This is a genomic window from Rhizobium sp. CFBP 8752, assembly GCF_014842035.1.
GTDB classification, from domain to species: domain Bacteria; phylum Pseudomonadota; class Alphaproteobacteria; order Rhizobiales; family Rhizobiaceae; genus Neorhizobium; species Neorhizobium soli.
In genome coordinates this window covers 1,304,066-1,323,730 of sequence record NZ_JACYUZ010000001.1, presented here as the reverse complement: position 1 = coordinate 1,323,730, position 19,665 = coordinate 1,304,066, and the positions used below count along the sequence as shown (strand labels likewise).

Genomic DNA, 19,665 nt, shown 5'->3' with positions numbered 1-19,665 from the left:
CATCGATACGCGGCCTGCCGATGTGAATTCTTGGGTCAGATGCCGAGCATCATCCGGACGATCGGCTCAAGGCCGCGGCCGATGGCGCGGGTGTCTTCAGCGGTCAGGTGCACACCGTCGAGCGGGCTGGTCTTTGCGACCGATCCCGCATCGAAGAAGCCGCACCCGAGCTCGTCGGCGAGATCGCGATAGAGCGAGGCGAGCATCGACGACTGCTCGATCCCGCCCTGGAACATCGCCGAAAAGATCGGGTCCCCGGTCTCGCAAAGCGGCGGCGGCGAAACGATCAGCACGTCAGGTGCATCATAGTCGAACGACCATTCGTGATGGCGGATCAGTGCGACCAGCCGCTGGATGCCGGCCCGCGCCGCATGCGCCGTGCCGGCGATCACTGGCTTCATGTCGTTGGTGCCGAGCATGATGACGACCAGATCAAGCGGCATGTGGGTGTGGAGGACGGTCGGAAAATTTCTGACGCCGTTGCGATCGCAATCGGCGAGGTTATCATCATAGCCTGTCGTGCGCCCGTTCAGGCCCTCGGCAATCACCGTGACCTCGTCTCCGAGTGCGGCGCCGAGCACGCTCGTCCAGCGACCCTCGAACGCGTGACGGCCGGGACCGATGGGGTCATATCCCCAGGTGAGACTGTCGCCGAAGCAGAGAACGGTTTTCATAGTGTCCATACGCCCAGTCATTCCCTGCCGACCTGTCTCTGTCGAGCTCAGGTCCCCTTCATCAGCGTCTCGACCTTGCTTTCCAACTCGGATATCCGCTCCTCGAAATCACCGGTCATGAATTTCGAGAGCATCGTATCGGCGGTCAGCGCATTGCGAATACTCTTCTGGCCGATCTCAAGCTTGTGCAATTGCTGTTTTACGGCACCGAGTTCACCGCGTATTTCAAGCATTTCACCGCGTATTTCACGCAGCATGGGCATGATCATATCTACCGGTTCATTCGCCATCGACGTGCTCCTGAGCGGGCCGTATTCCGCTCCATCAAATATGGTGGAGCAGCTTACAAATGTCACGCATCAAGCGCATTCGCGGATGGGAACGGCCGCGACATAGGCCGCGGCCGAGAGTTTTTTTAAACCAGCATGCCCATCGGGCTTTCGATGTAGCGCTTGAAGGCCGAGGCCAGCTCTGCGCCGAGCGCGCCGTCGATGACGCGGTGGTCGAAGGCGAAGGTTGCCGTCATCACCGTGCCGACTTCGAGCTTGCCGCCACGCACGACCGGCTTCTCGACACCCGCGCCGATAGAGACGATCGAGGCCTGCGGCAGGTTGATGATCGACGTGAAGTTGGAGACACCGAACATGCCGAGGTTGGACACAGACGTCGTGCCGCCCTGGTATTCTTCCGGCTTCAGCTTCTTGTCGCGGGCCCGCTTGGCGAGATCCTTGACCTCGTTGGAGATGACCGAAAGCGTCTTCGTCTCGGCCTTGCGGACGATCGGAGTGATCAGACCGTCCGGGATCGAGACGGCAACGCCGACATCCGCATGCTTGTGCAGGACGCGGGCAGAAGACGTCCAGGAGGCGTTCGCCATCGGAACATCCCGAAGCGCCAGCGCCATCGCCTTGATGATGAAGTCGTTGACGGAAAGCTTGAAGGCCGGAACCTCACCCTTTTCCGTCTTCTTCACCGGCGCGGACGCATTGATCTCGGCGCGCAGCTTGAGCATGGCATCGAGTTCGCAGTCCATCGAAACGAAATACGATGGAACCGTCTGGGTCGACTCGGTCAGGCGCGAGGCGATCGTCTTGCGCATGCCGTCATGCGGCAGAAGCTCGTATGAGCCTTCCGCAAACAGCTTCATGATGTTGTCGTCCGACGGACCCTTTGCCATTGGCGCGGCTGGAGCCTGAGCGGCACCGGCGGTTGCCGGCGTCGTCGCGGACGGAGCAGACTTTGCACCGCCGGAAGCGGCTGCCTTCTCTATATCGGCCTTGACGACACGGCCATGTGGGCCGGTGCCGGTAACGCCGGTGAGATCGAGACCGGCTTCCTTGGCCATACGACGGGCGAGCGGCGACGAAAACACACGCTTGCCGTCTTCTGCCTTCGGAGCAGGCGTCGACGGTGCCGGAGCGGCATCCGTCAGCGGCTTGTCGGAACTGGCTTCGGACTTCGGCGCTTCGGACGCCTTCTCCGCAGGAGCTGCTTCAGCCTTCGGAGCATCTGCCTTCGGGGCTTCAGCCTTCGGAGCCTCGCCGCCGGAAGCGGCAGCCGAAACATCTTCGCCGTCGACCGCAAGGATGGCGATCAGGGCGTTGACCTTGACGCCTTCGGTGCCGGCCGGAACCACCAGCTTGGCGACAACGCCTTCGTCGACGGCTTCGACTTCCATCGTCGCCTTGTCGGTCTCGATTTCGGCGATCACGTCGCCGGACTTGACCGTATCGCCTTCCTTGACCAGCCACTTGGCGAGGTTGCCCTCCTCCATGGTCGGCGACAGGGCAGGCATGGTGATGTTGATAGGCATGTTAATCCTCCGCCCACACAAGTTCAAACTGGGCAAGTTCGTCAGGATGTTCCGTCAGCCGGGTGACGTCCTCAGGCGTCACTTCGATGTAACCGGCAACGTCTTCAAGCCAGCCGTCTACGGCACCAATCACGCCAATCTCTTCGCGCGGGACACCGACGATCACCTCGGTGTCTTCGGTCTTGACCAAGGCCCAGAACACAATTCTTTCAAAGACCGGGTTGTTCTTGGTGCCGATCACTCGGAACCAAGAACCGGAAACCGGCAGAATCTGCTTCACAGAAGATTTCGGCATAACCGGATCCTTACTTGTAGCAGACGGTCTTCACCGCCTGAACGACTTCACCGACATTCGGCAGCGCCAGCTTTTCAAGGTTGGCGGCGTAAGGCATCGGCACGTCCTTGCCGGCGATCGTCAGGATCGGCGCATCGAGATAGTCGAAGGCCTGCTGCATCACGCGGGTGGCAATCTCGGTGCCAACCGACGACTGCGGATAGCCTTCCTCGACGGTGACCAGACGACCCGTCTTCTTCACCGATTCGATCACGGTCGGCAGGTCCATCGGACGGATGGTGCGAAGATCGATCAGTTCGACATCGATGCCGTCCTTCTCGAGTTCGGCAACCGCCTTCGTGGCATAGGCCATGCCGATGCCAAAGGACACGACGGTGACGTCCTTGCCCGTCTTGTGGATACGCGCCTTGCCGATCGGCAGTACGAAATCGTCCAGCTTCGGCACTTCGAACTGCTGTCCGTAGAGGATCTCGTTTTCCAGGAAGATGACCGGGTTCGGATCGCGAATCGCAGCCTTCAAAAGACCCTTCGCATCGGCAGCCGTATAGGGCATGACGACCTTGAGGCCGGGGATCTGGCTGTACCAGGCGGCGTAATCCTGGCTGTGCTGCGCGCCAACGCGGGCAGCGGCACCGTTCGGACCACGGAACACGATCGGCGCACCCATCTGACCGCCGGACATGTAGAGCGTCTTGGCAGCCGAGTTGATGATGTGGTCGATCGCCTGCATGGCGAAGTTGAACGTCATGAACTCGACGATCGGCTTCAGGCCCGCCATGGCAGCACCGACGCCGACGCCGGCAAAGCCGTGTTCGGTGATCGGCGTATCAACGACGCGACGCGCGCCGAATTCCTGCAGCAGCCCTTGCGTGATCTTGTAGGCGCCCTGGTATTCGGCGACTTCCTCACCCATCACGAACACATCGCCATCGCGACGCATTTCTTCGGCCATGGCATCGCGAAGTGCTTCGCGAACCGTGGTCATCACCATTTCCGTGCCGGCTGGAATGTCCGGATCGGCAGCAATTTCGATCTTCGGCTGGGCCGGAACCTTGGCGTCAGCAGGTGTCTCGTCCTTGGCTTCGCGGGCCTTGCCGCCGGCAGCATCGGAGGTCGCAGCCGGAGTGTCGGCATCAGCCTTCGGAGCATCTCCCTGGGGCGCGCTTTCCTGTGCAGGCTTGTCAGCCTTCATGTCGTCGGCGGTTTCACCTTCGGCAAGCAGGATTGCGATCTTGGTGTTGACCTTGACGTTTTCGGTGCCGGCCTCGATCAGCAGCTTGCCGATCACGCCTTCATCGACGGCTTCCACTTCCATGGTCGCCTTGTCGGTCTCGATTTCGGCGATCACGTCGCCGGAGGTGACCTTGTCACCTTCTTTTTTCAGCCACTTGCTGAGCGTGCCTTCTTCCATTGTGGGAGAAAGCGCGGGCATCAGGATATCGATTGGCATTGAGGTTCCCTCCCCGCGATCACAGCAGAATGTCGGTGTAGAGCTCGGATACATCCGGCTCCGGATCGTTCTGGGCAAAATCTGCAGAATCCGAGACGACGTCACGGATGTCCTTGTCGATCGTCTTCAGTTCGTCCTCGGTCGCCCAGCCGCCGTCGAGGATGCGCAGACGCACCTGTTCGATCGGATCCTGCTCGGAGCGCATCTTCTGCACTTCTTCCTTGGAACGATACTTCGCCGGGTCGGACATCGAGTGACCACGGTAGCGGTAGGTCAGCATTTCGAGAATGATCGGACCCTTGCCGGAACGGCAGTGAGCGAGCGCCTCGTCGCCGGCGGCCTTAACGGCGCGAACATCCATACCATCCACCTGGATGCCGGGAATGCCGAAGCCGGAGCCACGCAGCGAATAGTTCGACTGCGCCGTCGCGCGGGCGGTCGATGTGCCCATCGCATAACGGTTGTTCTCGACGATGTAGACGATCGGGAGCTTCCAGAGAGCAGCCATGTTGAAGCTCTCGTACACCTGGCCCTGGTTGGCAGCGCCATCGCCGAAATAGGCGACCGATACGCTGTCATTGCCGCGATAGGCATTGGCGAAGGCAAGACCGGTGCCGAGAGACACCTGTGCGCCGACGATGCCGTGGCCGCCGTAGAACTGCTTTTCCTTGGAGAACATGTGCATCGAGCCGCCCTTCCCCTTGGAATAGCCGCCGCGACGCCCCGTCAGTTCCGCCATCACACCACGGGCACTCATGCCGGTTGCCAGCATATGGCCGTGGTCCCGATAGGCGGTGATGACCTGATCGCCCTCTTTCTGCGCCATCTGCATGCCGACGACGACAGCTTCCTGGCCGATATAGAGGTGACAGAAACCACCGATGAAGCCCATGCCGTAAAGCTGGCCGGCCTTTTCCTCGAAGCGGCGGATGAGCAGCATTTCGCGATACGCGTGCAGCTCGTCATCCTTGCCGAAGTCCGACATATTCTTGCCGGTAAAATCCTTTGAAACGTTCTGGGTTGCAGACTTTGCCGCCGTTTTGCGGCCGGACGTAGACGCGGTTTTAGCTTGCGCCATCGATCCCTCCCTGTGTGCTGCTCTTTATAAAGGGGACATCATGTCAAAATGACGCACCCTGGTTTCGGAGCGTAACATAGGGAAGAAAGCACGGACCAGCAATGCCATAATTGCATGGCTCACATCCAAATTAAATCACTGATATCGTTGCTGAATTGTGAAATTAACCAGCTTGTGGTTAATTTAGAAGTAGTTGTTGAAGATCACGATTTCGTCGCGCTTGGAGACGTTGAGCTGGTAACGGGCGATCTCGTCGAGCATGTCCTTCTCGAGAGACCCGTCGCTCATCAACTGGACCTGACGCTCCAACGCCCTGCGACCGTCGGTCAGCCTTGTCAGTTCGGCAACCCGCTCGATCCGCCGCTTCTCGAATTTCTCCGTCGCGATCAGCCCGAGTTCGCCATGCACGGAATGATATCCGAAATAGGAAACGAATGCGATCGTGATGGCAGGCAGGACGAAACGACCGAATTTTCTTTTCTTGTGATGCTTGGTCCACATGCTCACGAGACGCCTACCCATTACGCTAAACTGGATCAGGATCGATCCGAACTGCGAGAGAATCGCAGAACTTGCTTAAGCAATGGTTGACCGGGGAGCCTCGACCGGCGACTTCACCCGCTCGACGTCACCCAGAAATGCGAAAGGCCGGAGCTTTCGGCTCCGGCCTCCGTTTCAATCTGCAAAAATCGCTTAGTTGACGGCCTTGTCGACCAGCTTGTTCTTGCCGATCCATGGCATCATGGCGCGAAGCTTGGTGCCGACTTCCTCGATCTGGTGCTTGTCGTTCATGCGGCGAATGCCCTTGAAGCGGGCGCCACCGGCACGATATTCCTGCATCCAGTCGGACGTGAACTTGCCGGTCTGGATATCGGTCAGAACCCGCTTCATCTCGGCCTTTGTCTCGGCGGTAATGATGCGCGGACCGGTGACGTATTCGCCCCACTCGGCCGTGTTGGAGATCGAGTAGTTCATGTTGGCGATACCGCCTTCATAGATCAGGTCGACGATCAGCTTCACTTCGTGCAGGCATTCGAAATAGGCCATCTCAGGCGCATAACCGCCTTCGACCAGCGTTTCGAAACCGGCGCGGATCAGTTCGACGAGACCGCCGCAGAGAACGGCCTGTTCGCCGAACAGATCGGTTTCGCACTCTTCCTTGAACGTGGTCTCGATAATGCCGGACCGGCCGCCGCCAACGCCACAAGCGTAGGAGAGAGCGATCTCAAGCGCATTGCCGGACGCGTTCTGGTCGATGGCAACGAGGCAAGGAACGCCGCCGCCCTTCTGATATTCGCCGCGAACCGTATGGCCTGGGCCCTTTGGTGCGATCATGACGACGTCGACGGAAGCCTTCGGCTCGATCAGGCCGAAATGGACGTTGAGACCGTGGGCGAAAGCAATCGCAGCGCCGTCGCGAATGTTGCCGGCGATGTCGGCCTTGTAGATGTCTGCCTGCAGCTCGTCGGGAGCCGCCATCATCATCAGATCTGCCCAGGCGGCAGCTTCGGCAACGGTCATGACCTTGAAGCCATCGGCTTCGGCCTTTTTGACGGTCGGCGAATCGGCACGCAGTGCGATGACGACGTTGCCGGCACCGCTGTCCTTCAGGTTCAACGCGTGGGCGCGACCCTGGGAACCGTAGCCGATGATGGCAACCTTCTTGGACTTGATGAGATTGAGATCAGCATCCCGATCGTAATAAACGCGCATCGTATGTTCCTTCCCTATGAACGTAACTGTTGTTGATGATTAGCGGGCCGAGGAGGTGCGCAACACCTCCAGCGGCTGTTTCTCGGTGCGATACAGCGACAGAAAGGCATCGATGGCTCTTTCCGCCTGGCGTGCAGTATCCTTCAGCCCCGGTTCGCCGAGCAGCATGCGAACATGCAGATCAGAGACGATCAGGCCGTAAAGCGTATGATAAGCGGCATCCGCGTTGTCGAACCGCAGGAGACCTACCCGTTTGCCCGCATCGATCAGCGCCATGGCGCGACGATCGATCTGGCGGCGGCCGTGCTCGACCAGCAGTTTGCCGAGCTTGGATCCGTTCGGTCCGGCACCCGGTCCCGACTGGCCGATCGCCAGCCGGTTGAGCGCCAGCGACACGTCGCCGGAGAGAACCTCCAGCAGATCGCGTGCGAAAAGTTCGAGATGCTCGCGCAGAAGCTCGGCGCTCAGCCGCTCGCCGGAGCGCTCGAAAGTGCGGACCTTGGCGGCCTGGTGGGCGATCATCGCCGCCAGCAGGCCTTCACGGTCGCCGAACCACTTGTAGAGGCTTTCCTTCGAGCAGCTTGCGGCGCGCGCAAGCCCGGATGTGGTGAGCGCCTTCTCCCCGCCTTCGACGAGCAGACGCAGCGCCTGCTCCAGAACCTCGTTCTGGCGCGGCGAAAAGTCGGGCATATCTGCGGTTTCGGTTCTCACGGCTCACCTCTGAAGTACCGTACGGTACGGTTCTGCCGGTATAAATGATTTCAAATGCCCGTCAAGTGCTTCTGGCGGGTCCTGTGAATAAGATGCGGGAAGAGTTTGGTCGGCCAAGCCGGGAGAGAACTCTCGCTAATCCGCGTCAGCCGGCGGACGGCTCACGCACTGCGCTGATGTCACGGCTCGGCGACATGCCGTAGAGACGGCCATATTCGCGGCTGAACTGGGACGGGCTCTGGTAACCGACACGGTGGCCGGCATTGCCTGCATCCAGCCCGTCGACCAGCATCAACCGGCGCGCCTCGTGAAGGCGGAGATGCTTCTGGAACTGGACAGGCGTGAGAGCCGTCACGGCCTTAAAGTGATGGTGGAACGAGGACGGGCTCATTCCCACGTGATCCGACAGATCCTCGATCTTGAGCGGACGATGGAAATTTGATCGCAACCAACTGACGGCTCGTGCGATTCTGGAACTCTGCGTTTCCGACATGGCCATATGGACAAGCCTTGGCCCATCGGGCGAGGTCAGCAGGCGGTAGAAGATCTCCTGTTCGATAAGCGGCACCATCGCAGCGATATCGGATGGCGTATCAAGCAACCGCACCAGTCTGGTTGTCGCATCGATCAGATCAGGCGACGCATGGTTGACCGTCAACCCGCGGTATCCCTCACTTGCAAGAGAGTCTGGCTGGAAGTTGATACGGTCGAACAATTCGTGGAGCCGCTCCATCTTCAGATCAAGGCAGAGGCAGTAGTAGGGAATATCGCCGCTGGCCTCCACCACCCAGGACGCGACGGGCAGATCGAGCGAGGTCAGCAGATACTGGCCGACGCCATAGCGATACGTCTCACGGCCAAGCGTCAGGCTCTTGGAGCCCTGTAGCACCAGCGTGTAACTGGGAGAATAGGCCGTATGAAGCGGCGCTGTTGGAGCCGAACATCGGTGCAGCCGCAACCCTTCGATCGCAGTCGTGCCATCATTGCCTTCGACTGCATGCCGGGCAGCGAGTGCCGTCAGTTCCTGATAGGGCATGAAGGAAATTGTCATGAAGTCTTACCACCGTCGCGCGTTCCGGCACTGACATGGCAAATCCATATCAGGCACAAGACAGAGGTAGTATCCGAAAACGGAATTTGTAGGATCGTGCAAGAAGCTTGCAGGATCGATCTAACGCTTGTGACGACGGATCGGCATAGTCCGGCAGTTGATTTCAACTGAAAATGAATGGAGTTTTCCATGGCTATTGCACGAGGCTATGCCGCGACCGACGCCACCAAGCCGCTCACACCGTTTACCTTCGAGCGCCGCGAGCCGAACGAAGATGACGTGGTGATCGATATCAAATTTGCCGGCATCTGCCATTCCGACATCCATACCGTCCGCAACGAATGGAAGAACGCCGTCTACCCGATCGTTCCCGGTCACGAGATCGCCGGCATCGTTACCGCCGTCGGTTCGGCCGTCACCAAATTCAAGGTCGGCGACCGCGTCGGCGTCGGCTGCTTCGTCGATAGCTGCGTCGGCTGCGCGGCGCGTGATGTCGACAACGAACAGTATATGCCAGGCCTCGTCCAGACCTATAACGACGTGGATACGTTGAACGGCAATGCGGCCACCCAGGGCGGCTATTCCGATCACATCGTCGTCAAGGAAGGCTATGTCCTGTCGATCCCGGACAATCTTCCGCTCGACGCTGCCGCTCCGCTGCTGTGCGCCGGTATCACGCTCTATTCGCCGCTCCACCATTGGCAGGCTGGCCCTGGCAAGAAGGTCGCGATCGTCGGCATGGGCGGTCTCGGCCATATGGGTGTCAAGATCGGTTCCGCGATGGGCGCTGATATCACCGTCCTCTCGCAGGGCCTCTCCAAGAAGGAAGACGGCCTGAAGCTCGGCGCCAAGGAATATTACGCGACGAGCGACGCGGAAACCTTCACCAAGCTTGCCGGCACATTCGATCTGATCATCTGCACGGCCGGCGTGGCGATCGACTGGAACGCCTATCTCGGCCTGCTCAAGGTCAACGGCTCGATGGTCATTGTTGGTGCACCGGAGCATGCGATCCCGGTTCATGCCTTCTCGCTGATCCCGGGCCGCAAGAGCCTGTCGGGTTCGATGATCGGCTCGATCAAGGAAACCCAGGACATGCTGGATTTCTGCGGCAAGCACGACATCGTTTCGGAAATCGAGATGATCAAGATCCAGGACGTCAACGAAGCCTATGAGCGCGTGCTGAAGAGCGACGTGCGCTACCGCTTCGTCATCGACATGGCGTCGCTCGACGCCTGATCCATGTGACATAGTGGAATGACAGGGGCGGTCTTCGGGCCGCCCTTTGTTTTAGCGAAGATCGCCCGCGTCGAACTTCGACCGTGCCGCCCTGACGTTGGCGTGGTTGCTTGCCGCCCACGCAAGCACTGCCGAGAGTGGTTCAAACAGCGAGTAGCCTAGCGGCGTCATCCGGTATTCGACGCTTGGCGGCTTGGTCGGAAACACCTGCCGATCGATGTAACCGTCGCGCTGCAGATCCCGCAGCGTCTGCGTCAGCATCCGCTGGGAAATATCGGGCACAAGCCGCCGCAGCTCGCCGAACCGGTACGGCTTTTCCGAAAGCGCCTGAAGAATGAGCGTCGACCACTTGCCTGCGATCTGGTTCATCACGTCCCGGACCGGACAGTTCCCGTCATCCCACGTCGACGTGTCACAGGGTCGCTCAGCCAGCGTCGGCTTGCGTGCGTTAACGGCCATTGCGGTGGTTCCCTTTTGGTAACGATCTCCCTCAAAACTGCCTCCTTTACAGGAGGTCGTCAATTCCTATTCTAGTGTTAGTCTCTTTTTGAGACTTACAAAGATAGGAAACGCAGTATGACCAAACTTCTCGTCACCGGTGCCGCCGGTCAGCTCGGCCGCGCCGTTCTTCATCACCTCCTAGAGACATCGAAGGTTTCGGCCGGCGATATCGTTGCCGCCAGCCGTGATCCATCCAAACTGTCGGAGCTTGCGGCCAAGGGTATCGAAACCCGCAAGGCGGATTTCACTAACGAAGCCGGGCTGGTAGAGGCGTTCAAAGGGATCGATCGCGTGCTGATCATCTCGACCGATGATCTCGCCACGCCGGGCGGTCGCCTCAAGCAGCACAAGGCTGCCGTTGCCGCTGCTGAAAAGGCCGGCGTCAAGCACATCCTCTACACATCTATGCCGAACCCGGACAGATCGCTGGTGAGCTTCGCGCCGGATCATCTCGGGACCGAGGAGGCCATCAAGGCGACGGGGCTGTCCTACACGATCCTGCGCAACGCCTGGTACGGCGACAATTACCTGATGTCGATGCCGCATAACCTCGCGACCGGCACCTGGTACACGGCCATGGGCGACGGCAAGCTTTCCAACATCGCGCGCGATGACTGCGCCCGCGCCGCCGCAGCAGCGCTCGCCAATCCCCCGGCCGGCAACAGGACGGTGACATTGACGGGCTCGGAAAGCCTCAGCGCGGACGAGATCGCATCACTGGTTTCGAAGGTCACGGGAAAGCCGCTTGCGGTCGTCAAGGTCACCGAGGAGCAACTTGCAGGCGGAATGGCCAATGCGGGGCTTCCCGACTTCCTGATCAAGATGCTCGTATCCGCCGACGCCAATATCAAGGCGGGCAACTTTGATCTGGTGACCGACGATTACGAGACGCTGACAGGTGCAAAGCCCCAATCGCTTGCGTCCTATTTCGACAGCCGCAAGGCCGACCTCACCGCGTAAGACAACAGGCGACGCAGTTCCGGTATTTAGTTGACTCAGTCAACTAAATACCGGAACATCTTTCCTCCTGAATGGGAAGATCATCATGTCTAGAGCAGAGACCTTCGAGGCAATCCGCGCCTTCAACCGTTTCTACACCAACAAGCTCGGCGTGCTGTCGAAAGGGTACCTCGATACCGACCACACGCTGACGGAAGCGCGTATCCTCTACGAGATCGGTGCGCGCCAAAGGATTTCGGCCACCGAGCTCAACCGTGAACTCGGGCTCGATCCTGCCTATCTCAGCCGCATCCTGAAGAAATTCCGCGAAGCAGGCTTTCTCGAGAGCGAACCCGACCCGTTGGACCGGCGCAGTCAAATCCTGACGATTACCGCGCCGGGGAAAGCGGAATACGAAATGCTCGGCACGCGATCGAGAGCGCAGATCGCCCGCGAGCTTTCCGGCGTCAGCGACGGTGATCGAGACAGATTGGTCACCGCGATGGCTACTATCCACGGCATCCTGGCAACCACAGAGCGCTCCACGGCACCGGTCGTGATCCGTGAACACCGAACCGGCGACATGGGCTGGCTGATTGAGGCGCAGGCGGTTGCCTATACGCGGGAATACGGGTGGAACGACCGGTTCGAAGGTCTCGTTGCCGAGGTGGCGGGACGGTTCATCCAAAACTTCAATCCGGACAGGGAGCGGTGCTGGATTGCCGAGACAGACGGACGCCGCATCGGCTCGGTTCTGGTCGCCGACGCCGGCCAGAACATCGCCAAGCTGCGCGTCCTTTATGTCGATCCTGCAGGCCGTGGCCTCGGCCTTGGCAGGACCCTTGTCGAGCACTGCATCGCCTTCGCGAAGGCGGCAGGCTATACCAAGCTTTCGCTGTGGACCAATGACGTGCTGAAGGCTGCCCTTCACATCTACGAGGCCACCGGCTTCACGCTTGTCGCCGAGGAGAGACATGCGATGTTCGGCCCGGAATGCATCGGCCAGACCTGGGAACTCGATCTAACGGACGTTCCACGGGCCGATGTCTGAGATCGTGCTTGGATCCCCGGATCACGCCCGAGGATCCATACCCTGCCAGACGATCAGGACTCGTCCTTCAGCGTTTCCTTCTGGGTGATCAGCCGCGCGCTATGCTGGCCGGACAGATAAATCCACAGCCAGCTCCAGGCAACGGCGGCGCGTGATCTCGTGCCGATCAGGAAGTAGATATGGGCAAGCCCCCAGATCCACCAGGCAAGTCCACCCGTCAGCTTGAACTTGCCGAAATCGATCACTGCCGCACGTTTGCCGATCGTCGCGAGACTGCCCTGGTGACGGTAGTGGAACGCCGCCGGCGCAGGCTTGCCGGCGAGCCGGGTCTTGATGACTTTCGAGACGTACTCACCCTGCTGCTTGGCGGCCGGCGCGATGCCGGGCACCGGCTTGCCGTCGTCCTGCGAGACCAGCGCGGTATCGCCGATGACAAAGATCTCGGGCTGCTCGGGGACTGACAGATCCGGACCGACGACGGCGCGCCCTGCCCGGTCCGCCGACGCGCCGATCCAGCGCGCTGCGGGCGATGCCTGAACACCGGCTGCCCAGATCACCGTCTTGCAGGGAATGAACGCGTCGCCAACGGTGACGCCTTCCTCGGTGATCGCGGTGACGGGCTTGCCGGTATGAACCTCGACGCCGAGCTTTTCGAGCGCCGTCTTCGTATAGGCCGACAGATCCTCGGTGAAAGCCGGCAGCACGCGGGGACCTGCCTCGATCAGCATCACCCGTGTGCGGGTCGTGTCGATCTTGCGGAATTCCTTCGGCAGCACCTTGTTCGCGAGTTCCGCGATCATGCCGGCCATTTCCACGCCTGTCGGACCGGCGCCGATGATCGCGAATGTCAGCTCGGAATCCAGCTCCGACGTCTTTTCCGCCATCTCTGCCCGCTCGAATGCGAGCAGGATGCGGCGGCGCAATGTCGTCGCATCCTCCAACGTCTTCAGGCCGGGCGCGACACTTTCCCATTCGTCGCGGCCGAAATAGGCGTGGCGTGCGCCGGTTGCGAGAACCAGCGTATCATAGGGCACCATACGGCCGGACGCGAGCTTCACCGTCTTCGCACCCTTGTCGATCCCGAGAACTTCATCGAGCACCGTCGTGACATCGCGGCGATCGCGGAACAGCCTGCGGATCGGCCATGCGATTTCCGACGTGGCGAGCACCGTCGTCGCGACCTGATAGAGGAGCGGCTGGAACAGATGATGGTTGCGACGATCGATCAGCGTGATGTCGGCATCGGCACCTTTCAGCCCATGCACCGTCTGCAATCCCCCGAAACCTCCCCCGACGACGACAACTCTATGCTTGATCACGATGGATGCTTCCCCGAATGACGAATGACAATGAAATGCTGCAGCGCAATATGATGCAGGTCTTAATCAAGTTCTCAGTCAACGGAACTGCGGCACTTTGTCCATCTGCCTTTTGTGCAAGGCAGGGAGCCGCCTGATGCAAGGCATTCAGGCGCTCGATAGCGCCGCTTGGGGGCAGCATCCGACCCGTCGCCTTCACGCGGTTACAAGCCTGCCGTGACGGCACCAGACGTTGACAGCCTCATGGTCGAAGAGAGAGCCGCGGCTGCGGGTTCAGTTAGATCGTCTGACCGCAGGCGCGGCAGAAACGACGCACCGTCTCGGCCATTCCGTATTCCAGCGCATCGGCCGTCAGCCCGTGGCCGATCGAGACTTCGGCAAGCGCCGGAATGCGCTTCACCAGCGCGGGGAGATTGTCGACCGTCAGGTCGTGCCCGGCATTGACGCCAAGGCCGTGCGCCAATGCAGCATCCGCAGTCCTTCCCAACAGCTCGAGAAATTCGATGCCGCGTTCCGGATTGTCGAAACAGCCGCCATAGGGACCGGTATAAAGTTCGATCCGATCGGCACCGGTCGCCTTGGCAAGCGCCACCGCTTCGACATCGCCGTCACCATCGGCAAACAGCGAAACCCGCATGCCGCCCTTTTTCAAGCGCGCCACAATCGGCTTCAACATTTCGCCTGTCGCACGGAAATCGAAACCGTGGTCGGACGTCGCCTGGGCCGGATCGTCAGGCACCAATGTCACCTGCTCCGGCTGGATACGTTCGCACAGCGCCAGGAAATCCTCGCTCGGATAGCCTTCGATGTTGAATTCTGCGTCCGGGAATTCGTCGTCGATCAGGGCTCGAAGAACCGGCAGGTCGGAAAAGCGGATGTGGCGCTGGTCGGGACGCGGATGAACCGTCAGTCCGGATGCCCCGGCCTGCAACGCAATCCGCCCCAAAGCTTCAACGCTCGGCCACGGAAGATCGCGGCGATTGCGGAGCATGGCGACAGCATTGAGATTGACGGAGAGCGTAGTGGTCATGGCAGCGTCCGAAGCGAGAAATGTCAGCCTGCTTTTAGGACATGCGCAGCGTGTTGACCACCGTTTGGGAACATTACGTAGAAAATAGATCTTTCCGATACGTAAGCATATTATAATCTACAAAAATCCGGAGTAGTAATCGTTAAAACTTTACGTACGTTGTCTTCATGCAGAATTCGCCAAGTCGGCAAGATGCGGCACATGAGGCCGGCGAGGCGAATTCTGCTGTCACGATCAATCGGGTCCGCATTCCTTTTACCGAAGATCATCCGCTCATCATGACGCATAAAGCGGCCTGTGGATGCAATCGAGCAGGACCAGGTAGCGACCGAAGGATCCGATGCGAAGCGACTTGTTTGATGCAACGAGCCAGAGTTCCCAGCCCTCCTGCCTGTTGTCGCCGGAATTCCTGGCGATCAGATTTTTCCCGCAAATCCAGTTGCCGTTCGAGCTGCCGGATCAGCCTGTGCCGATTGCCGACGTGGCGGACCTGTTCGGCGTAACGCACCGGACACTGCATTTCTACGAGGAAAAAGGGCTGCTGGTCGCAGGCCGTGCAACGGGACGCGGAACGGCCCCGATGCGGGTTTACGCATCAGATCAGATCCGTCGCATGGCAGTTATCACGGCCTGCCGCGAGGTCGGCATCGGCATCGTGATGATCCAGGACCTCCTGTCGGAGCTGGCAGGAGCCGCCAGCCAGGCCAAGGCCGACGACATCTTCAGTATCGCACTTCAACAACGCAAACGGGAGATGACCGCAGAGATCTCCCAGATCCGGCGGCAGATGCAGCAGATCGAGACCCTAGTGTCGCAGGACACCGACGACCTTGCCGAGACCAGCCGGCGTGCAGCCTGTCCGCCGCTTGCCGATATCGAACGCCGATGCCTGTCGTTGATGAGCGATGGATATTCCGCATCAAGGATAGCCCGCGAGCTTGAGATTGATCTCGACGAAATGCGCCGAATCGAGATCGCGCTGATCGACAAGTTCGAGGCGAGCAACCGTTTTCAGGCAATCGCCAAGGCACTGGTGGCCGGTGTCGTCCTCAACTGAACCGCTCTAGCGGACGATCGTCAGCGTTTCGGCAGCGCGGGTGATCGCCGTGTAGAGCCAGCGCTCCCGCGTATCGCGAAAGGCAAAACTCTCGTCGAACAGAACGACGTTCTGCCACTGAGAACCCTGCGCCTTGTGGACGGTCAGCGCATAGCCGTAATCGAATTCGTCATAGCGTTTGCGTGTCGACCACGGAATTTCCTCGTCGCTCTCAAACGCGGTCTTCAGCAGCTTGATCTTGGCTGCACCGCGATCCATGTCGTCGTCTTCCGGGCGGATCATCAGGTTGATACCGGGCTTGACGGTTTCTCGCGACGAACTCATCACCTGCCACAGCGACCCGTTCAACAGGCCCTTGACCTGATCGTTGCGAAGGCAGACCAGCTTGTCGCCGGACTGTGGGTAATCGGCGGTAAAGCCCTTCAGTTCGCGAAGGCGCTGGTTGTAGCGCTTGCGGGTCCGGTTGGTTCCGACCAGAACCTGATCGGCCTCCATCACCAGTTCCTGCGTCACCTCGTTGCGGGAAATTACCTTCGCCTTGCCGTAATCGCCACGCATGATCTCCTTGCCTTCGCGCACGGTCATGGCGAGCTGGATGATCGGGTTGTCCTGCGCCTGGCGATGGATATCGGTCAGCAGATAATCCGGTTCCTGTTCGGTAAAGAACCCGCCGCCTGTGACCGGCGGCAGCTGGCCGGGATCACCCAGAACCAGAACAGGCGTGCCGAAGCTTAACAAGTCACGGCCCAGCTGTTCGTCTACCATCGAGCATTCGTCGATGACGATCAAAGCGGCCTTGGTGAGCGGGCTCTGGCGGTTGATCGAAAACATCGGCGACACGGAGGTCTTGCCGGTTTCCTCGTTTTCAACCTCTTCCTCGCCCCGGGGGCGATAGATCAGCGAGTGAATGGTTTTGGCGTTGCGCGCGCCGCGCGACCGCAGCACCTGCGCCGCCTTGCCGGTAAAAGCGGCAAACAGCACGTCGCCATCGACGTGCTCAGCGAAATGCTTGGCAAGCGTCGTCTTGCCCGTGCCCGCATACCCGAACAAACGGAAAACCTGGCTACGGCCTTCCTTCAGCCATTTCGAAACGGCCTTCAAGGCCTCGTCTTGTTGCGGCGCAAATTGCATGGCCGCGACTTGGCAGGATTCTGCCTGCCAGCGCAACTGAAAAGAACGAAAGATGAATGGAAGCCTGGGATGAAGGAAGCTGGTTCAGACGGCCAGCGCTCGCTTCCGGCCATTGCCCGAATGAGCTGACTCCATCTCATGCTTGGCCGCACGGGCGAGAAAGCCGGATCGGGTAAATCCATTCGCCTCGGCGAAAGCGTCGATCGAGGCGAGCATGTCTTCGGGAAGCGTGATGTTGATGCGAACAGCCTTTTTGCCCTCGGTCTTTAGAGAAACAAGAATCGCAACACCGTCCCTGTTGTCCTGGTTTTCCATCACTGCATCAAGCGAAGCCGGTTCAGGAATGGCATCGCCATCTTCCAGCAATCCTTCGACATGCAACGCCAGCGCTTCCTCAGCCATGCGCCGCGCCTCATCCAGATCCCGACCAGCAGTGACAACACCGGGGAAATCCGGGAAGGAAACGCCGAAATCGCTGTCGGCATCCTTATGAATCAGTGCGATATAATTGCGCATGGCTTACCTCAAATTTAGTCCGGCTTGCTTCTCGATGCTCTTGAGCGTTCCGACTGGAATATCTCGCTTAGGGTGAGGGACAGTTACCCGACCAAGCTTCCTTGGATGCTTGAACTCGACATGACTGCCCTTCCTGGCGACCTCGTACCAGCCATCAGCCTTCAACGCAGAGATGATGTCGCCACTCTTCATGGGCTATCTATACACACTTGATGTGTATTTTCAAGATGCCTGTTTTCAACTCTGTCGGTGCGGATCGTTCCTCAGCTCGATCGGCATGCCATGCGGCGTGGCTTCCGCCGCGCGCTGCCAGCTTTGCTGTAGGTTAAGGATCGTCGCTTCGTCGGCGACACGTTTCTCTTCGAGGAGGTCGCATAGCGCTGCCACCCAGCAGTCGAAATAATCGCTTCCATCGTCTGCCCTGCCGGGCTGATGGACCTGGCGCGACAATGCCGCTGCCCATTCCGGCCAAGTAAACACGCCGCGCTCGTGCAGGTGCACGGTCATCGCGAAGGCTTCGGCCGCCCAGGGCTCGGGAAATACCGGATCACCCTCCGGTGACGCCGGCAAGCCCGGCGAATCCGCAAGGTCGGTTTTGCTATCGCATCTATGTTCAGAAGCGCTCAAGATAGCTCTCCCACGCGTCGACGGAAACCGTCAGCGTCGGATCGGCGCCCTCGCCCCAGATTTCTGACGCATCGAAAACGACGGTATAGACCCATTGCGGGTTTTCGCCCTTGCCATGGGCATTGTCATCCGGGAACACGAAAGCGCCCTGCACCGCCTCGACCACGCCGGTCTTGGCGCGTGCGTAACGCGGCAATCGCGTGTGGGTCTCCGGGTTGAAGTTTTTCGTGCGGACACGATCGCCCGCGGCAAAGGCTGGCCTTGTCTCCAGCGGCCGGTCGCACGGCCCGCCTTTGGAAAGCACGCCCGCAACCATCTCGGCTTTCAAGATGCGTTTGGGCACCGCCGGTTCGACCTGTTTTGTGCCCGAGGCAATTTCCGCGCTGGTCGCAAAACCGTGCCGTTCCAGAAGCACTTCCAGCGCCCGGGTCCAGATCTCGTAATAGCTGGCCGAGAGATAGCTCGCCGGTGGGATATTCTCGCGCGCATGCCGGCTTTCATCGATGTTCCATGCGCCAAATGCACCGCAGGACAGCGTCAGGCCCAGCGCGCGGCGCTCCCAGTCCGCATGGAAATAGGGTTCGCTGCTTTGAGGCGCCACCGGGCCGAAACCCATCTGGCCGCCAAGGTCGTGCGGGCCGTTCATGATGGCACCCCTGCGACCGCCGTGCCGATCATCGCGTCTCGGCTGACCAGTGCGGCAAGCGCTTGCTCGTCCAGCCCGTCCGTCCCGTCAGGTCGTTCCGGAATGACGAGGTAGCGCAGCTCGGCTGTCGAATCCCAAACGCGGATCTTCGTCTCTTTGGGAAGAGCCAAGCCGAATTCGGCCAGCACGCCGCGTGGATCGATCACCGCACGGGAGCGATAGGCCGGCGCCTTGTACCAGGTCGGCGGCAGGCCAAGCACGGCCCACGGGTAACAGGAGCAGAGCGTGCAGACGATGAGGTTATGGGTATCCACGGTGTTGAACACGGCGCGCATATGCTCGCCCTGACGACCGGCATAGCCGAGGCTGGCGATCGCCGCCGTCGCATCTGCCTTCAGCCAGTCTGCAAATGCCGGATCGCTCCACGCTTTCGCTACCACGCGGGCGCCGTTCTTCGGCCCGATCTTCGTCTCGTAGGTCTCGACGATCGCATCGACTGCTTTCGGATCAATCAGGCCCTTTTCGACCAGCACCGTCTCAAGCGCCCTCACCCGCGCCTGCATGTCGGTGTATCGGTTGTCGTGCCCGTGGTCATGGTGGCGACCATGGTGGTGAGAGTGGTCGTGCCCGTGGTCGGGAGAGTGGCCATGGTGGTGTTCGTGATCGTCGTGCATGGCCGGACCTCATGATCGCTGCGGGGTACTTTTGCCAACGTCCGCATCGCGGAGATGCAAACGTTGTCGTCGTCGGTTCAGCGTATGCGCCTTCATCATGCCCGGCAAGCCTTTGCCGCCACCGGACGAACCGGAGGCTTGGCATCACGA

Annotated in this window: 23 protein-coding genes; 4 read left to right on the top strand and 19 right to left on the bottom strand. The window is 60.0% G+C overall.

What is annotated here, in order from left to right:
- Positions 1–35 precede the first annotated feature (35 nt).
- The 10 genes from IFT59_RS06305 to IFT59_RS06260 all read right to left on the bottom strand — a co-directional run bounded on the left by IFT59_RS06305 (position 36) and on the right by IFT59_RS06260 (position 8,785).
- Entirely contained in the window at positions 36–674 is a 639-nt protein-coding gene (locus IFT59_RS06305) for an SGNH/GDSL hydrolase family protein (protein WP_192087117.1), read from the bottom strand.
- Between the two features lie 47 nt (positions 675–721).
- Positions 722–964: a hypothetical protein gene (locus tag IFT59_RS06300; protein WP_192086372.1), complete on the bottom strand. Its 243-nt coding sequence runs from the start codon at positions 962–964 to the stop codon at positions 722–724.
- Between the two features lie 125 nt (positions 965–1,089).
- Complete coding sequence (locus IFT59_RS06295) at positions 1,090–2,487, bottom strand: pyruvate dehydrogenase complex dihydrolipoamide acetyltransferase (RefSeq protein WP_192086371.1); 1,398 nt, start codon at positions 2,485–2,487, stop codon at positions 1,090–1,092.
- Position 2,488: 1 nt separating this feature from the next.
- Positions 2,489–2,767 (bottom strand): hypothetical protein, encoded by a 279-nt coding sequence (locus IFT59_RS06290; protein ID WP_162728313.1) that lies wholly within the window; start codon positions 2,765–2,767, stop codon positions 2,489–2,491.
- 25 nt (positions 2,768–2,792) lie between these two features.
- Positions 2,793–4,232 (bottom strand): pyruvate dehydrogenase complex E1 component subunit beta, encoded by a 1,440-nt coding sequence (locus IFT59_RS06285; protein WP_192086370.1) that lies wholly within the window; start codon positions 4,230–4,232, stop codon positions 2,793–2,795.
- Positions 4,233–4,251: 19 nt separating this feature from the next.
- Positions 4,252–5,310 carry a pyruvate dehydrogenase (acetyl-transferring) E1 component subunit alpha gene (gene pdhA, locus IFT59_RS06280; protein ID WP_192086369.1) on the bottom strand — a complete coding sequence of 353 codons (1,059 nt, stop codon included), beginning with the start codon at positions 5,308–5,310 and terminating at the stop codon, positions 4,252–4,254.
- 183 nt (positions 5,311–5,493) lie between these two features.
- Positions 5,494–5,811, bottom strand: a complete 318-nt coding sequence (locus tag IFT59_RS06275; protein WP_092660691.1) for an FtsB family cell division protein — start codon at positions 5,809–5,811, stop codon at positions 5,494–5,496.
- A gap of 192 nt (positions 5,812–6,003) precedes the next feature.
- The gene (ilvC, locus tag IFT59_RS06270; RefSeq protein ID WP_192086368.1) at positions 6,004–7,023 is read right to left on the bottom strand and encodes a ketol-acid reductoisomerase; all 1,020 of its coding nucleotides are present in this window, start codon (positions 7,021–7,023) and stop codon (positions 6,004–6,006) included.
- Positions 7,024–7,062: 39 nt separating this feature from the next.
- Positions 7,063–7,713, bottom strand: a complete 651-nt coding sequence (locus IFT59_RS06265; protein ID WP_062456344.1) for a TetR/AcrR family transcriptional regulator — start codon at positions 7,711–7,713, stop codon at positions 7,063–7,065.
- A 166-nt stretch (positions 7,714–7,879) separates the two neighbouring features.
- Positions 7,880–8,785 carry an AraC family transcriptional regulator gene (locus IFT59_RS06260; RefSeq protein ID WP_062456341.1) on the bottom strand — a complete coding sequence of 302 codons (906 nt, stop codon included), beginning with the start codon at positions 8,783–8,785 and terminating at the stop codon, positions 7,880–7,882.
- A gap of 189 nt (positions 8,786–8,974) precedes the next feature.
- Here IFT59_RS06260 and IFT59_RS06255 point away from each other — a divergent pair, with 189 nt between their 5' ends.
- Positions 8,975–10,024 carry an NAD(P)-dependent alcohol dehydrogenase gene (locus IFT59_RS06255; RefSeq protein WP_062457989.1) on the top strand — a complete coding sequence of 350 codons (1,050 nt, stop codon included), beginning with the start codon at positions 8,975–8,977 and terminating at the stop codon, positions 10,022–10,024.
- A 51-nt stretch (positions 10,025–10,075) separates the two neighbouring features.
- Here the strand turns inward: IFT59_RS06255 and IFT59_RS06250 are convergent, their stop codons facing one another.
- Positions 10,076–10,483, bottom strand: a complete 408-nt coding sequence (locus IFT59_RS06250) for a winged helix-turn-helix transcriptional regulator (RefSeq protein WP_192086367.1) — start codon at positions 10,481–10,483, stop codon at positions 10,076–10,078.
- 117 nt (positions 10,484–10,600) lie between these two features.
- Here IFT59_RS06250 and IFT59_RS06245 point away from each other — a divergent pair, with 117 nt between their 5' ends.
- Together IFT59_RS06245 and IFT59_RS06240 are read left to right on the top strand one after the other, a co-directional pair.
- Positions 10,601–11,485 carry an SDR family oxidoreductase gene (locus tag IFT59_RS06245; protein ID WP_192086366.1) on the top strand — a complete coding sequence of 295 codons (885 nt, stop codon included), beginning with the start codon at positions 10,601–10,603 and terminating at the stop codon, positions 11,483–11,485.
- Positions 11,486–11,570: 85 nt separating this feature from the next.
- On the top strand, positions 11,571–12,515 hold the full coding sequence (locus tag IFT59_RS06240) for a bifunctional helix-turn-helix transcriptional regulator/GNAT family N-acetyltransferase (RefSeq protein WP_192086365.1): 945 nt from the start codon (positions 11,571–11,573) through the stop codon (positions 12,513–12,515).
- A 53-nt stretch (positions 12,516–12,568) separates the two neighbouring features.
- Here IFT59_RS06240 and IFT59_RS06235 read toward each other — a convergent pair whose 3' ends face one another.
- Together IFT59_RS06235 and IFT59_RS06230 are read right to left on the bottom strand one after the other, a co-directional pair.
- On the bottom strand, positions 12,569–13,834 hold the full coding sequence (locus IFT59_RS06235; RefSeq protein WP_446737809.1) for an NAD(P)/FAD-dependent oxidoreductase: 1,266 nt from the start codon (positions 13,832–13,834) through the stop codon (positions 12,569–12,571).
- Between the two features lie 277 nt (positions 13,835–14,111).
- Positions 14,112–14,864 (bottom strand): pyridoxine 5'-phosphate synthase, encoded by a 753-nt coding sequence (locus IFT59_RS06230; RefSeq protein ID WP_174196551.1) that lies wholly within the window; start codon positions 14,862–14,864, stop codon positions 14,112–14,114.
- Between the two features lie 340 nt (positions 14,865–15,204).
- Between IFT59_RS06230 and IFT59_RS06225 the strand changes: the two genes are divergently transcribed.
- The gene (locus IFT59_RS06225; RefSeq protein WP_249407506.1) at positions 15,205–15,921 is read left to right on the top strand and encodes a MerR family transcriptional regulator; all 717 of its coding nucleotides are present in this window, start codon (positions 15,205–15,207) and stop codon (positions 15,919–15,921) included.
- Positions 15,922–15,927: 6 nt separating this feature from the next.
- Here IFT59_RS06225 and IFT59_RS06220 read toward each other — a convergent pair whose 3' ends face one another.
- From IFT59_RS06220 to nthA, 6 genes are all read right to left on the bottom strand, one after another.
- Complete coding sequence (locus tag IFT59_RS06220; RefSeq protein WP_062581019.1) at positions 15,928–17,052, bottom strand: ATP-dependent DNA helicase; 1,125 nt, start codon at positions 17,050–17,052, stop codon at positions 15,928–15,930.
- Positions 17,053–17,136: 84 nt separating this feature from the next.
- Positions 17,137–17,568, bottom strand: coding sequence for a type II toxin-antitoxin system HicB family antitoxin (locus tag IFT59_RS06215; protein ID WP_092660675.1), 432 nt, complete (start codon positions 17,566–17,568; stop codon positions 17,137–17,139).
- A gap of 3 nt (positions 17,569–17,571) precedes the next feature.
- On the bottom strand, positions 17,572–17,760 hold the full coding sequence (locus tag IFT59_RS06210) for a type II toxin-antitoxin system HicA family toxin (protein WP_174196548.1): 189 nt from the start codon (positions 17,758–17,760) through the stop codon (positions 17,572–17,574).
- Between the two features lie 45 nt (positions 17,761–17,805).
- A complete protein-coding gene (locus IFT59_RS06205) occupies positions 17,806–18,138 on the bottom strand; it encodes a nitrile hydratase accessory protein (protein WP_249407505.1) in 333 nt (110 codons plus the stop codon).
- A 43-nt stretch (positions 18,139–18,181) separates the two neighbouring features.
- Positions 18,182–18,841, bottom strand: a complete 660-nt coding sequence (gene nthB / locus IFT59_RS06200) for a nitrile hydratase subunit beta (protein WP_192086363.1) — start codon at positions 18,839–18,841, stop codon at positions 18,182–18,184.
- The gene (nthA, locus tag IFT59_RS06195; protein ID WP_192086362.1) at positions 18,838–19,515 is read right to left on the bottom strand and encodes a nitrile hydratase subunit alpha; all 678 of its coding nucleotides are present in this window, start codon (positions 19,513–19,515) and stop codon (positions 18,838–18,840) included. Before nthA ends, nthB begins: the two co-directional genes overlap by 4 nt.
- Positions 19,516–19,665 lie beyond the last annotated feature (150 nt).

Excerpts from the sequence above, each read along its gene's own strand:
- IFT59_RS06305 (WP_192087117.1), bottom strand. The coding sequence starts at position 674 with ATGAAAACCGTTCTCTGCTTCGGCGACAGTCTCACCTGGGGATATGAC.
- IFT59_RS06300 (WP_192086372.1), bottom strand. The coding sequence starts at position 964 with ATGGCGAATGAACCGGTAGATATGATCATGCCCATGCTGCGTGAAATA.
- IFT59_RS06295 (WP_192086371.1), bottom strand. The coding sequence starts at position 2,487 with ATGCCTATCAACATCACCATGCCTGCCCTGTCGCCGACCATGGAGGAG.
- IFT59_RS06285 (WP_192086370.1), bottom strand. The coding sequence starts at position 4,232 with ATGCCAATCGATATCCTGATGCCCGCGCTTTCTCCCACAATGGAAGAA.
- pdhA (WP_192086369.1), bottom strand. The coding sequence starts at position 5,310 with ATGGCGCAAGCTAAAACCGCGTCTACGTCCGGCCGCAAAACGGCGGCA.
- IFT59_RS06275 (WP_092660691.1), bottom strand. The coding sequence starts at position 5,811 with ATGTGGACCAAGCATCACAAGAAAAGAAAATTCGGTCGTTTCGTCCTG.
- ilvC (WP_192086368.1), bottom strand. The coding sequence starts at position 7,023 with ATGCGCGTTTATTACGATCGGGATGCTGATCTCAATCTCATCAAGTCC.
- IFT59_RS06265 (WP_062456344.1), bottom strand. The coding sequence starts at position 7,713 with ATGCCCGACTTTTCGCCGCGCCAGAACGAGGTTCTGGAGCAGGCGCTG.
- IFT59_RS06260 (WP_062456341.1), bottom strand. The coding sequence starts at position 8,785 with ATGACAATTTCCTTCATGCCCTATCAGGAACTGACGGCACTCGCTGCC.
- IFT59_RS06255 (WP_062457989.1), top strand. The coding sequence starts at position 8,975 with ATGGCTATTGCACGAGGCTATGCCGCGACCGACGCCACCAAGCCGCTC.
- IFT59_RS06250 (WP_192086367.1), bottom strand. The coding sequence starts at position 10,483 with ATGGCCGTTAACGCACGCAAGCCGACGCTGGCTGAGCGACCCTGTGAC.
- IFT59_RS06245 (WP_192086366.1), top strand. The coding sequence starts at position 10,601 with ATGACCAAACTTCTCGTCACCGGTGCCGCCGGTCAGCTCGGCCGCGCC.
- IFT59_RS06240 (WP_192086365.1), top strand. The coding sequence starts at position 11,571 with ATGTCTAGAGCAGAGACCTTCGAGGCAATCCGCGCCTTCAACCGTTTC.
- IFT59_RS06230 (WP_174196551.1), bottom strand. The coding sequence starts at position 14,864 with ATGACCACTACGCTCTCCGTCAATCTCAATGCTGTCGCCATGCTCCGC.
- IFT59_RS06225 (WP_249407506.1), top strand. The coding sequence starts at position 15,205 with ATGCGAAGCGACTTGTTTGATGCAACGAGCCAGAGTTCCCAGCCCTCC.
- IFT59_RS06220 (WP_062581019.1), bottom strand. The coding sequence starts at position 17,052 with ATGCAATTTGCGCCGCAACAAGACGAGGCCTTGAAGGCCGTTTCGAAA.
- IFT59_RS06215 (WP_092660675.1), bottom strand. The coding sequence starts at position 17,568 with ATGCGCAATTATATCGCACTGATTCATAAGGATGCCGACAGCGATTTC.
- IFT59_RS06210 (WP_174196548.1), bottom strand. The coding sequence starts at position 17,760 with ATGAAGAGTGGCGACATCATCTCTGCGTTGAAGGCTGATGGCTGGTAC.
- nthB (WP_192086363.1), bottom strand. The coding sequence starts at position 18,841 with ATGAACGGCCCGCACGACCTTGGCGGCCAGATGGGTTTCGGCCCGGTG.
- nthA (WP_192086362.1), bottom strand. The coding sequence starts at position 19,515 with ATGCACGACGATCACGAACACCACCATGGCCACTCTCCCGACCACGGG.